Source organism: Limnoglobus sp., assembly GCF_059499385.1.
Window position 1 is genome coordinate 1 of the sequence record NZ_JCABYM010000108.1, and the last position, 12,179, is coordinate 12,179.

At 67.0% G+C, this 12,179-nt stretch carries 12 protein-coding genes and 1 pseudogene; 7 read left to right on the top strand and 6 right to left on the bottom strand.

Features of this window, described 5'->3' with window-relative positions:
• Window positions 1-53: 53 nt before the first annotated feature.
• The gene (locus tag AC5JJ2_RS19480) at window positions 54-764 is read right to left on the bottom strand and encodes a DUF480 domain-containing protein (protein WP_495859693.1); all 711 of its coding nucleotides are present in this window, start codon (window positions 762-764) and stop codon (window positions 54-56) included.
• Between the two features lie 90 nt (window positions 765-854).
• Here AC5JJ2_RS19480 and AC5JJ2_RS19485 point away from each other — a divergent pair, with 90 nt between their 5' ends.
• From AC5JJ2_RS19485 to AC5JJ2_RS19495, 3 genes are all read left to right on the top strand, one after another.
• Window positions 855-1,061, top strand: coding sequence for a hypothetical protein (locus AC5JJ2_RS19485; protein ID WP_495859694.1), 207 nt, complete (start codon window positions 855-857; stop codon window positions 1,059-1,061).
• A 96-nt stretch (window positions 1,062-1,157) separates the two neighbouring features.
• Complete coding sequence (locus tag AC5JJ2_RS19490) at window positions 1,158-1,703, top strand: discoidin domain-containing protein (protein ID WP_495859695.1); 546 nt, start codon at window positions 1,158-1,160, stop codon at window positions 1,701-1,703.
• Between the two features lie 15 nt (window positions 1,704-1,718).
• Window positions 1,719-2,120 carry a hypothetical protein gene (locus AC5JJ2_RS19495; protein WP_495859696.1) on the top strand — a complete coding sequence of 134 codons (402 nt, stop codon included), beginning with the start codon at window positions 1,719-1,721 and terminating at the stop codon, window positions 2,118-2,120.
• Here AC5JJ2_RS19495 and AC5JJ2_RS19500 read toward each other — a convergent pair.
• Window positions 2,105-2,545, bottom strand: coding sequence for an SRPBCC family protein (locus AC5JJ2_RS19500; RefSeq protein WP_495859697.1), 441 nt, complete (start codon window positions 2,543-2,545; stop codon window positions 2,105-2,107). The genes AC5JJ2_RS19495 and AC5JJ2_RS19500 overlap by 16 nt on opposite strands.
• A 175-nt stretch (window positions 2,546-2,720) precedes the next feature.
• On the opposite strand from AC5JJ2_RS19500, the pseudogene AC5JJ2_RS19505 reads away from it, so the two are divergent.
• Window positions 2,721-3,581: pseudogene (locus AC5JJ2_RS19505) on the top strand (acyl-CoA desaturase); the annotation flags it as partial.
• Window positions 3,582-3,947: 366 nt separating this feature from the next.
• Here AC5JJ2_RS19505 and AC5JJ2_RS19510 read toward each other — a convergent pair.
• The 3 genes from AC5JJ2_RS19510 to AC5JJ2_RS19520 all read right to left on the bottom strand — a co-directional run bounded on the left by AC5JJ2_RS19510 (window position 3,948) and on the right by AC5JJ2_RS19520 (window position 5,590).
• Window positions 3,948-4,676, bottom strand: a complete 729-nt coding sequence (locus tag AC5JJ2_RS19510) for a YHS domain-containing protein (RefSeq protein WP_495859698.1) — start codon at window positions 4,674-4,676, stop codon at window positions 3,948-3,950.
• Between the two features lie 44 nt (window positions 4,677-4,720).
• The gene (locus AC5JJ2_RS19515) at window positions 4,721-5,161 is read right to left on the bottom strand and encodes a hypothetical protein (RefSeq protein WP_495859699.1); all 441 of its coding nucleotides are present in this window, start codon (window positions 5,159-5,161) and stop codon (window positions 4,721-4,723) included.
• A gap of 126 nt (window positions 5,162-5,287) precedes the next feature.
• Entirely contained in the window at window positions 5,288-5,590 is a 303-nt protein-coding gene (locus tag AC5JJ2_RS19520; protein WP_495859700.1) for a hypothetical protein, read from the bottom strand.
• Window positions 5,591-5,816: 226 nt separating this feature from the next.
• Between AC5JJ2_RS19520 and AC5JJ2_RS19525 the strand changes: the two genes are divergently transcribed.
• Both AC5JJ2_RS19525 and AC5JJ2_RS19530 read left to right on the top strand, forming a co-directional pair.
• Window positions 5,817-8,582 (top strand): ABC transporter substrate-binding protein, encoded by a 2,766-nt coding sequence (locus tag AC5JJ2_RS19525; protein ID WP_495859701.1) that lies wholly within the window; start codon window positions 5,817-5,819, stop codon window positions 8,580-8,582.
• 223 nt (window positions 8,583-8,805) lie between these two features.
• Window positions 8,806-10,086 (top strand): serine/threonine-protein kinase, encoded by a 1,281-nt coding sequence (locus AC5JJ2_RS19530; RefSeq protein ID WP_495859702.1) that lies wholly within the window; start codon window positions 8,806-8,808, stop codon window positions 10,084-10,086.
• A gap of 53 nt (window positions 10,087-10,139) precedes the next feature.
• Here the strand turns inward: AC5JJ2_RS19530 and AC5JJ2_RS19535 are convergent, their stop codons facing one another.
• Window positions 10,140-10,661 (bottom strand): HEAT repeat domain-containing protein, encoded by a 522-nt coding sequence (locus AC5JJ2_RS19535; RefSeq protein ID WP_495859703.1) that lies wholly within the window; start codon window positions 10,659-10,661, stop codon window positions 10,140-10,142.
• Window positions 10,662-10,859: 198 nt separating this feature from the next.
• Here AC5JJ2_RS19535 and AC5JJ2_RS19540 point away from each other — a divergent pair, with 198 nt between their 5' ends.
• Entirely contained in the window at window positions 10,860-12,062 is a 1,203-nt protein-coding gene (locus AC5JJ2_RS19540) for a PQQ-binding-like beta-propeller repeat protein (RefSeq protein ID WP_495859704.1), read from the top strand.
• The last annotated feature ends 117 nt before the right edge of the window (window positions 12,063-12,179 follow it).

Sequence of the window (12,179 nt, forward strand, 5' to 3'; positions counted from 1 at the left end):
GCGAACGCTCCTGCGCGGGATCGACTTCCGAAGTCGAAGCCGGACTTCGGAAGTCAGGTTTTTTCCGCCACCAGCGCCCGCAACTCCGCGACCTCGGCCCGCAGCTTCGCGATCTCGTCGAACGCCCGGTTCAGCCCGTCCTGTAGCGCCGCCAACTGCTCGGCGTTCGCCGACGGCCCCCGCACCGCCGTCACCTCGGCCCCGCCGTTGCCGAACGTCGCCCTCGCCGCCTCCAACTCCTCGGCCGGGTGGAACCCGTGCGTCAGCACCGCCCCGCGGCGGTCCGGGGCCGTCAGGTACACGACCAACCCGCGATCGACGAGCGGCTTCAGTAGCGCCTTCAGCAGGTCCAGGTCCGCGACCTCGTCCATCCGGCCGACGCGGGTGCGGAGGTCGCCCTCCGTCTGCGGGCCGCGGAGGAGCAACTCCGCCAGGATCGCGAGTTCGACCTTGCCGACCTTCCAGTTCTCGTAGAGTAGGTGCCGCCACCGGTCCACCCGGCCGCCCGTCACCTTCGACACCAGCCCGCCGCCCTGCAGCCGCGACAGCGTCGGCTCCACGTCGTCCTCGTCGAGGGTCAGCACCGGGTCCCGGTTCGACTTCTGGTTGCACCCGGTCGTGATCGCGTTCACCGACATCGGGTAGGCGTCCGGCGACTTGGACGTTTTCTGCTTCTCGATCAGCACCCCGAGCACCCGCCGGTCGAGGATCGAGAGGGCGGGCCAGGGTTCCGCTTCCGGGGCGGGCGTGGTGTCGTTCGACATGCGGGAAGCTCCGTCCGTGGCGGGAGGGGCGGCCTCGTGGAAACCGCGGGATTCGTGTGCTAGTTAGGTATATCCGGCGGGGGGCGAAACATGAACAAGCAACTGGTCGGCGGGATGGCGTTGATGCTCATCGGGAGCGTTCTGTTCGGCGGCGAGAAGTCGCTCGGGATTCACAACCCGGTCTACGGGGTCATGGTTATCGGCGCGGGCATCATGTTCGCGATGTACTCGTTCTTCAGCGACAAGGCGGACGACGACGACGGCCCGCGGCGGCGGGTCACCGACAACTCGGTCTGACGCCCGGCGTGTAACGCCGGCCGGTCGACACTTCACCCGGCCGCGGCGGCGGGGTACACTCGAACCGTCGCCTTCTCCCGTCCCGCGGAGGGTGTCATGGTTCGGTTCCTCGTCGCCCCAGTCGCGGTCGTCCTCGCGTTCGCCGTTGCCGTTGCCGCCCCCGTCCCGAAGGCCGCGAAGCCGGCCGTCGGCGACAAGAACACCAACGACCTCGTCACGAAGTACAAGGACAAGCTGACGCTCGCCGCGAGTTCCCAGTGGGAGCAATGGCCGGTCGGCCACGCCTTCGACGGGAACGAGCAAACGTCGTGGTACTCCAACGGCGGCGACGCCCCGCAGAACGGGAAGACGCCGACGATCACGGCCACGTTCCCCGAAGACGTGCGGGTCAAGCGGGTCACGATCCTCGGCAACCGCGACCCGCAGTACCCGCGCGGCTACTTCGTCCTCGAAGGCAAGGTCGAGTTCCTCGACAAGGACGACAAGGTGATCTCGACGCACGACCTGAAGGGGGAGGGGGAGAAGCACGACTTCGACCTGATCCTGAAGAAGCTCACGACCGTCCGGGCCGTGCGGTTCACGATGACGAAGGACGAGGGCCAGTCGTCGTGCGTCGGCCTCGGCGAGTTTCAGATCGAGTAGCGTCCACTCTTCGCAATGCTCCGCGTCCCCGGCTACCTCTGGGCCGTCCCGAACACGCTGTTCGGGCTGCTGTTCCTGCTGCCGGCGGTCGTCACCGGCGGCCGGGTGCAGGTCGTCCGCGGCGTCGTCGAGATTCACGGCGGGTTCGTCCGATGGTTCCTCGCCCGCGGGCTGCCGACGGCGATCCCGATGTTCGGCCCGGCCGCGGCGATGACGCTCGGCCACGTCGTCCTCGGGCAGGACCGCGACTGCCTCGACACGAGCCGGGACCACGAGCACGTCCACGTCCGGCAGTACGAGCGGTGGGGGCCGCTGTTCCTGCCCGCGTACTTCTTCGCCAGCTTCCTCGCGTGGCGGCGGGGCGACAACCCGTACCTGGGCAACCGGTTCGAGCGGGAGGCTTACGGCGAGGAGTGAGCGAGCCGGTCGCGGACGCCGGCCCAGAGTTCGACAAGGTCTGCCTCGATCTGGGTGCGAAGCACGTTTGGGGAGACCAACTTCAGCATCCCGGTTCGTGCGGTCACTTCGGCCGCCCACGTCACGAGCGTGTCGTCGGTGAACGTCAGCGAACAGACGAGGGCCAAGCTCCCGCCCGTCGCGCGATTCGAGAGGGTGAACGTGACGGCCTCGTCCGGGACGCGGTCGGTGATCGTGAGCGTCGTCTCGACGGCCGTGGAGATGAACGAGAGCCGCGCCTTTCCCCGCCAGACGGCGGTGGTTGCGTCCGCGTGCTGAATTTCCACGTCCGGCGCGCACCCGGCCAGGAACGCCGCGTCGGACAGCTTCTCGGCCACGACCGTTCGCGAAAATGGGAATCGCTCTTTGCCGGAAAATCGGAGCATTTCGCCCAGGCTCGGTCGGAGGGCGTTTCGGCTTCTCAGTTCCGGGGAAAAATGCGAGGATTTTTTCGCCGGGACACGAGAACGTAGCCCCTTTGTCTCCTATACATTACGGGACACGCTTTCAACCCGCCCGCCCCAGGGGCGACTCGCGACTCGGAACGATTAAGGAGCCGTCATTCAACCCATACTCCCGCGGCCGACCCTACCCGCCGCCCCCCGACCGGCCGGCCTCCGCCGGGCCATCAGCAAAGTCTCCGACTGGATTAACGTCTTCCCGTTCGTCGCGATCCACCTGGCGTGCGTCGCGGTCTTTTTCGTCGAGTTCCACTGGTGGGCGGTCGCCCTGTTCGCGGTTACGTACAGCCTCCGCGTGTGGGCGCTCACGGCCGGGTTCCACCGGTACTTCGCTCACCGCGCCTACAAGACCTCCCGCTGGTTCCAGTTCGTGATCGGCGTCATCGGCTCGGCCGCGATCCAGAAGGGGCCGATGTGGTGGGCCGGCGAGCACCGCCAGCACCACCGGCACTCGGACCAAGACGGCGACCCGCACTCGCCGATCAAGAAGTCGGTGTTCTGGGCGCACGTCGGCTGGGTCCTCAGCCGCGGCAACGGCGACACCGACTGGAGCGAGATGAAGGACTGGCAGAAGTTCCCGGAACTGAAGTGGCTCGACCGGCTGCACTGGGTCCCCGGCACGCTGCTCGGCATCGGGTGCTGGTACTTCGGCGGCCCGACGGCCCTCGTGTGGGGCTTCGTCCTCAGCACGGTGGCCGTGTACCACGTGACGTTCTGCGTGAACAGCGTCTGCCACCTGTTCGGCTACCGCCGGTTCGAGACGACGGACGCGAGCCGGAACAACTGGTGGGTGGCCTTGCTAACGTTTGGCGAGGGCTGGCACAACAACCACCACCACTACCCGAGCGCGGCCTGCCAGGGGTTCAAGTGGTACGAGGTGGACATCTCGTACTACTCGCTGAAGGCGCTGTCGTGGGTGGGGATCGTGTGGGACGTCCGCCGGCCGACGCCGAGGGCGCTGCAGAAGAACCTGATCGGGGCGAAGGTCGAGACGCCGCAGGTGGTCGAAGGCCACCTGCCCGCGGTGCAGCAAGAGGCCCAGAAGGAAACGCCGATCGCGGGTTGAGTGCGACGAGAGAAACGACGAACGGCACGGGCTTGGCCCGTGCCGTTTTGGTTTTCCGGGCTGAAGGCCCGGTTCTTAGAGCGAAGGCCGTCAGGCCTGGACCTGCGAGTCGCAAGAACCCCGGCCCTGAAGGGGCCGTTCATTCGGGGGCATGCCTCAAATGAACGGCCCCTTCAGGGCCGGGGCGTTGCGGTTGCCGCGATCCAGGCCTGACGGCCTTCGCTCTAAGAACCGCCCTTTCAGGGCGGAAAACCCGTCGGCTCACTTCTTCTCGTTCTTCTCCGCGTCCTTCTTCTGCTTCGCCTCGAACTCCTTGACGTACTTCTCCGGGTCGTCCTTGAACGCGTCGCGGCAGCCGGAGCAACACACGTAGTACGTCTTCCCGGCGTGCGTCACCCGCGACGTGCCGAGGCCGCCGCTGACCACGCACTCCGGTCCCTTCGGCACGTCGGCGAAGCCGCCGCCCTCCTTCGTCACGCCGACCTGAAACTGCCGCGCGAACGACACCCCGCCGGCCGCCTTCGTTTCCAGCCGGTACAGGTAGCGGTTGTAGTGAAGCAGCGTGAACACCAGCCGCTCCGTCGCCTTCGTCTCGTCGTCGGTGCGGTCGAGCGTGAGGAGTTGCTCCTTCCCCTTGCCCGGCGTCAGTTGGCCGGTGAAGGTGAGCGTCTTCTTGTCCGCCGTCGTCAGGTCGAGCTTGAAGTGCTTCTTCGCCGTGTCGTACCGCAACTCGGCGCTGGCGTACCGCGGGTTCTTCTCGAAGGCGGCGGACAGCCACACGTCGTCGCCCTTGAACTGCCAGACCCACTCGGTCGTTTCGGACCAGAACTCCTTCGCCTTCGCCCCGCCGACGGCGTCCGGCACGCCGGTCCCCTTCCACTTGCCGACGAACAGGTTGAACGGCTTGAGCGCCTCCTTCGCCGTCGTCGGGGCGGGGTCGGCGGACGGCATGACGAGGACCAGCGCGACCGCGAGCGTAACGGAACCCATCGGACACCTCCGTACCGGGAAGACGCCGCCGCCGGCGGGCGGTTTCAGTGGGCGTGCGTGTGCTGCTTCTTGAAGTGCTCGGCCACCTTCTCCATCGCGACGTGCCAGCCGCAGTCGTCGCACGCCGGGACGGTCGGGTAGCACTTCGGGCAGTAGATCGGGCCGCCGTGCAGGAACTGCTCGACCCGCTTCTTGTCGAGGCCGTTCAGCCCGTCCGCGTTGAGCGGGAACGCCACGTCACTCTTGCACTTCTCGCACGGCTTCTTGTTCTGCGTCTCGATGACCGGCTTGTAGTGGTCGTGGATGCCGCGGGCGACGACGCCGGTGCCGACGCACAGCGGGCACGTCATGCCGAACTGCGCGAGGATCGCCTTGCGGATGAAGTCGCTCTTGTTGGGGAGGTTGTCCAGGAACTCGGCCAGTTCCTCTTCGACTTTGAACGCCACGATCTGCGATTTCGAGGACTTCTGCGTCTTACGGGCCATGTGCGGGGTCCGGGGATGGGTGTGCGTCTACTGGAATCGTAGGCGGAAGTGTGAAGAATCGCAACGACCAAAAAAACGACCGGCGGGGTCAACCCCCGCCGGTCGCGTTCGAGACGGCGTCCGGACTTAGTTCTTCTTCTTCCCGGCGAACTTGATCTCCGTCACGTTGTCCTTGTCCGTCGTCACTTCGAGCTTGCCCTTGCCTTCCTTCATCTTGCCGAGGGCCTCCAGGCCCTTGTCCGACGGCACGTCCTTGTCGCCCCGCTTGAACGTCGTCTTGTCGGTGATCTTCAGGACCTTCTCCTTGTCCCCGTCCTTGACCGTGATTTCCTTCTTGTCGGCGTCGTACTTGACGAAGCCGACCTCGCCGGCGATGACCAGGCCGATCGAGAACACGAGGGCCGCCAGACCGAGCGCGAACTTCCGCATGGGACCGTCCTCACAGACAACAGGGGGTGTGATCCCGTCCGCCGCGACACCCCGCCGGGCGGGAGAGGATCGAGAGTTGGAACACGTGGGGGCGTTCCACACGGGTACGGGTAGTCGCCAGACGTGAGAGCTTCATGAACGACTCGCGACTCGCTTTCCCCGTCCCTCTCTTGTTATGATGAACCCGTCGGGCGTGGCCACGTTCCGCGAAAAAATAGGAAAACAGATGCCGACCACCTCCCGCCTCGTTCGGCCCCTCGCCCTGGCGCTCGCGCTCGGCCTGCTCGCCGCCGGCGTCGGCGTCTACGCCCAGGGGCAGATCGTCCCGAAGAAGGACAAGAAGAAGGACGACAAGGACGCCGGCGGGCCGACCGGCGGGACCGGGGCCTACGCCGAGGCCGAGGACGCGAACCCGAAGAAGGTCCGCGAGAGCATCCCGATCGACGACGAGGCCCCGGCCGTGATCGTGCCGAAGGGGGCGTACTACGTGCGGATCGAGGAGCTGGCCCGCGCCACCGCGGACGCCCGGACGGCGGGCCTCCGGGCGATCCTGATCAAGTACGTCGTCGCGTTCGACGTACTGACCGACACCCAGGGTACGGAAACCCGCGTCCTGCCGATCCCCGCCTATCGGCTGGGGAAGATTCCGCCGGTGTTCGGCGTCTTCGACCTGGACGAGAAGAACCAGCCCTACGCCCTCCGGCGGATGGAGTTGGTGAAAGTGCGGCCGACCATGCACTACGAGGAGATGATTGTCGAGGAGGCGAAAAAACTCATCGACCCGCAGGTCACCACGCCGGTCGGCACGGAAATGAAGGATCGGGTGGAGGCGGCCGAAAAGCTGCTCGCCGGGGCGCTGTTCTTCCACGACGCCGCCCGCGACCAGAGCAAGCGGAAGGGGATCGGGTGGGAGCAGGTCCGGGCGCTAGTCGCGGAGAAACTCGCCGACGTCCGCCTCGCGCGGTTGAAACTCGCCGCCGAGCGGAAGGACTGGAAGCTCGTCCGCGGCCTCGGCGCGCGGATGGTCACGCTCTACCCGAACAACGCGAAACTCCTCGAAGACGTGTTCGTCGCCCGGCTGACCGAGGCGTTGATTGCGGCGACCGAGTCGGAGCAGCCGGCCGACCTGGAGACGGCCCGCGACCTGCTGTCCGAGTTCGAGCGGCAGTTCCCCGGCAGCAAGAGCGAACTCGCGGAGAAGATTCGCGACGCGCTGAAGCAGAAGGCGAAGCGGCTGTTCGACCAGGCGTCCAACGCCCTGCGGGTGAACGACCAGAAGCGGGCGCAGCAGTTGCTCCGCACGGTCGAGACGATCGACCCCGGCCACGCCGGCCTCCGCGACCTGCAGGGGCAGCTCACCGGGGCGTACAGCATTCTTTACGTCGGCGCGCGGCAACTCCCCGAACGCATGACGCCGCTCACCGCCCGTTACCCGAGTGAGCACCAGGCGACGGACCTGATCTTCGAGCCGCTCTTGGAGGAACTCCCGGACGACCCGCACGGGGTCAAGTACCGGCCGGCGCTCGCCGCCGGGATGCCGGCCCCGGCCGGCCTCGCCCGCGACTTCAGCGTCGTTCGCAACGCCGAGTGGGTCGGCCTCGGCCGCGAGTACTTCGACGCCGCCGACGTGGCCGGGACGATGAAGGCGATCCGCGAGAAGTACCGGCACACGTGGGCCGGCGAGCACATCGACTGGATGGCCGACCAAACGCGGGTCGAGGACCGCAACTCGCTCCGCATGAGCTTCGTCAGCGGCCACCCGTTCCCGCTGTCGCTCATGACGACGAAGATTCTGCCGAGCAAGTGGCTGACGGCGCAGAACAAGCAGTTGGACGACGCGGGGTTCGCGATGAAGCCGGCGGGGACCGGGCCGTTCCAGTTCCTCGGCCGCGGGCAGCCGGCGGACGGCCCGCCGGAGGCGACGTTCGTCGCGAACCCGGCGTTCGGCCGCCGGCCGGGGCGGATCGGGCAGCCGTTCATCAAGGAGATTCACTTCGTCGATACCACGAAGGTCGCCGACCCGCCGGCCCTGTTCAGGTCCGGGCAACTGCACCTGCTGCCGGACGTGCCGACGGCCGACCTCGCGAAATTCACGGCCGCCTCCGCGAAGCTCAACGGCGTGGCCGACGTGCTGACGTGCGCGGCGAACCGGCAGATTTACTTCCTGGCGATCAACCACCACCGGCCGGAGCTGAACAGCGTCGCCCTCCGCCGGGCGTTGGCCCACTCGATCGACCGCGAGGACATCTTGGACAAGGCGTTCCGGGCCGGGTTCAAGCAGTTCCACAAGCCGCTGGTCGGGCCGTACCCGCCGGAGTCGTGGGCCGTGCCGAAGGCCGCCGGGTCGGTCCCGCCGCCGCTGTTCAACGCGAACCTGGCGCAGGCGAAGTTCGCCGACTACGCAATCCAGGGCGGGGCAAAGACGCTGTCGCTGATCTACTCCAACGACGACCCCCGGTCCCGCGTGGCGTGCGACGCCATCCGCAAGCAGGTCGAGGCGGCCGCGTCCGTCGCCGTGAAGGTCACGATCACCACCGAGGGGTTGAGCGCCGCCGACTTCCACAAGCGGGTCTACGACGACCGCAACTTCGACCTCGCCTACGTGAACTTCGAGTATTCCGACGAGTGGTACCCCTACGGCCTCGGGGCGCTGCTCGATCCGGCCGCGCAGGAGCCGGGCGGCCGGAACTTCATGCGATACCCGCCGAAGACCGTTGCCCCGACCCGCGAGGACAAGCTGTTCGGCCAACAGCTCGAAGAAATCCGCCGGCACGCCGACTTCTCCGGCAAGCTCGCGCCGCAGGCGCACGAACTCCAGCGGCGGTTCGTCGAGGCGATGCCGTTCGTCCCGCTCTGGCAGCTCGACCGGCACATGGTCGTCGCGACGAAGCTGAAAATCTACTTCGACGACGCGGCCGACCCGACGAACCCGAAGTGGCTCACGCCGGCCAACCTGTTCGCCGGCGTGGCGCGGTGGAAATTGCTCGAGTGAAACAACGGGACCAATTCGTCCGATTTGTGCAAACTACCCATGGCGCGCTGTTGGCACGGGGGTAAATCTTCGCGCCGGCCACGCGCAACATTTTGTCCGATCCTCCGGCAGCCTGTCTGGTTTTCCCGAACTGTGTTCTACAGTTCGGTAACGTCCCCCCGTCCGAACCTTTCGGCAGGTTCCCTCCATGGCCGCGGTTGCCTCACGCAGCGAATTCCTCTCGATGATCGCGGAAAGCAAGCTCGTCGATGACGACGTGCTGGCCGAGCTTCGCACCTCCAACGAGTACGCCGACAGCCCCGGCGAGTGCGCCGAGCAGCTCATCAAGAAGGGCGTCCTCACCCGGTTCCAGACGAAGCAACTACTCGCCGGCAAGTTCCGCGGGTTCGTCCTCGGGCCGTACCGCATCCTGGACCAGATCGGCAAGGGCGGGATGGGCACCGTCTACCTGAGCGAGCACTCGGCGCTGAAGAAGAAGGTCGCCGTGAAGGTGCTGGCGAAGGAACTGGCGGCGAACAAGGTCGCGGTCGAGCGGTTCCTCCGCGAGGCCCGGTCGGCGTCGGCGCTGTCGCACCAGAACATCGTCCGCGTCCACCACGTCGGGCAGGCCGGCGGCACGCACTACATCGTGATGGAGTACGTCGAGGGGGCGACGCTCGAGCAGGTCATCGACCGCAAGGGGCCGTTCACGTTCGCCGAGGCGGCGCAGATCGCCGTGCAGGCGGCGGCCGGCCTCGAACACGCCCACGAGAAGGGGTTCGTCCACCGCGACATCAAGCCGGAAAACTTGATGATTACGAAGGACGGGACGATCAAGATTCTCGACATGGGGCTGACGAAGCAGACGAAGAGTTCGGCCGACAACCTGACCGGCGTGCTGAACCCGAACGCCATCCTCGGCACGATCGACTACCTGTCGCCGGAGCAGGCGATCCAGGGGGACGTGGACGCCCGGAGCGACATCTACAGCCTCGGGGCGACGCTGTTCATGCTGCTGACCGGCCACTCGCCTTACGACGGCGTGCCGGCCCAGCAGAAGCTGATGCAGCACCAGTTCGGCAAGGTCCCGCAGTTGTCCGAGTACCGCACGGACGTGCCGCCGGAACTGGCGGCCGTCGTGTCGAAGATGATGGCGAAGCTGCCGACCCAGCGTTACGCCTCGGCCGCGGAGGTGGCGGTCGCGCTGTTGCCGTGGACCTCGGAGGGCGGGAAGACGCCGTCGCTGAACCTGCCGAGCCGCATCCTGGCGAACCCGAACACGGCCGGCCAGTCGCAGACGCCGACCGTCCGCGACGCGGCGAACCGAACGTCGAGCGACGCGAAGAAGGTCCCGACGGTCGATCTCCCGACGGCCGCGACGGTGCGGCCGTCCGGCCTCCACGGGTTGCCGACCCGCCGCTCGACGGTGGCCGCGCGGATTCCGGCGAAGGTGTGGGCGCTACTCGTCATCCTCGGCATGGCCATCGGGCTGGGCGCGGCCATCGCCGTGGCGTTGATCCGCTAACGGAATAGAAACCGCCGGGGCTTTCCCCGGCGGTTAACATTTCTCGATGATCGTCACTTCTTCGCGTTGATCGACCGCATCGCCTCGCGGGCGGCCTTCGACAGACCGCTCTTCTTGTCCTCGGACTTTTGAATTTCCCGCAGCGTCGGGAGCGACTCCTTCGCCTTGTCGCCCATGGCGGCCAAGCCTTGCGCCGCCGCGATCTTCACGCTCTCTTCCTTGTCTTCCTTCAGCATTTTGACGAGCGCCGGGACGGCCTCCTTCGGGTCGGGATCGACCCGGCCGTAGGCCAGGGCCGCGGCCTTGCGGACCCCGGCGTCCTTGTCCGCGAGCGCCTTCTTCATCTCCGGCAGCGCCGGCTCGACCAGCGACTTCATGATCTGCCCGAGCTTGCCGAGTTCCTCCAGCGCCTCGGCCCGCTTCTTCGCGTCCTTGCTCGTCTTCAGCGTCTCCGTGTGCCGCTTCGCCTCCTCCGCCTTGCTCGCGGCGACGAGCGAATCGGCCGCGACGAGGGCGAACACGCCCGCGGCGAACAGGCCGACCGCCACGAACCGCATGACCCGTCGAAGTGACATGAGAGGACTCCCAAGAGGTTGTGTGTGTGAATTCTAGCCGATGGGTATGGCCGTTACCGGTACTAAACCCGCGACCGCTCGCGGCGTTCCGGGCCGGCCGCCCATTTGACGGCCGGCCGCGTTTTTTCGTTCCCGATCCCCGGCCGAGTTGGTTCAATGGTCGTACCGCCGGTTCGCACGTCACCCCGAGGTCCGCCGATGCCCCGCGTCTTGGTCTGCCTTCTCACAATCGCCCTCGTCGCCGCCGACTGGCCGGGCTGGCGCGGGCCGACGAACGACGGCCGTGCCACCGACACCGGCTACCCGCTCACGTGGTCGCCGACCGAGAACGTGAAGTGGAAGACGCCACTGCCCGGCCGCGGGCACTCGTCGCCGGTCGTGGCCGGCGGCAAGGTGTTCGTCACCGGTTGCGTGGAGAAGGAAAAGCAACGGGTTCTGTACTGCCTGGACCGGAAGACCGGGTCGATCCTATGGGAGAAAGTCGTCCTCACCGCGCCGCTCGAGGGGAAGCACGGGCTGAACAGCTTCGCCAGCTCGACGCCGGCGACGGACGGCGAGCGGGTTTACGTCACGTTCTTCGACCAGCCGAGCGTGCGGGTCTACTGTTACGACACGGCCGGGACCAAGCTCTGGGAGAAGTCGCCGGGGGAGTTCCACTCGAAGCACGGGTTCTGCAGCTCGCCGCTGCTTTACAAGAACCTCGTGATCGTGAACTGCGACCAGGACGCGCTCGCCTACGTCGTCGCGTTCGACAAGGCGACCGGCGAGGAACTCTGGCGCACCGACCGGCCGAACCGGACGCGGTCATACTGCCCGCCGGTCGTGTTCGAGCTGGGCGGCCGGAAGCAGCTCGTGATGACGGGGTCGAAGTGCGTGGCCGGGTACGACCCGGACACCGGCAAGCAACTCTGGATCGTGGACGGCCCGACGGAGCAGTTCGTCTCCAGCGTGGTCGTCTCGGACGGGCTGTTCTTCCTGACCGCGGGCTTCCCCGAACACTGGGTCATGGCGATCCGGCCGGACGGCAGCGGGAACGTGACGAACACGCACGTCGCGTGGTCGAAGAAAAACGAGGGCGGGTACGTGCCGTCGCCGGTCGCGGCGGGCGGCCACTTCTTCCTGGTCACGGACAACGGCATCGGCTCGTGTTGGGAAGCAACAACCGGCGAGCTGAAGTGGAAGGAGCGGCTCGGCAAGCACCACAGCGGGTCGGCCGTGGCCGCGGACGGCCGCGTCTACTTCACCGACGACGACGGCGTGACGTTCGTGGTGAAGGCGGCCGACCGGTTCGAGGTGCTGGCGAAGAACGCGCTGGGCGAGAAGTGCTACACGTCCCCGGCGTTCTCGGACGGCAGCATCTTTCTCCGCGGGGAGAAGCACTTGTTCTGCATCGGGAAGTGAGCGACTTGTAGGGTGGTGGCGGGGGTTGGCGGGCCCCCCGGGGGGGGGACACCAAAACCGGGGGGGGCGGAGACACGGCCCCCCCCCACCGTAAAAGACCGGGGGGTGGTATCATAC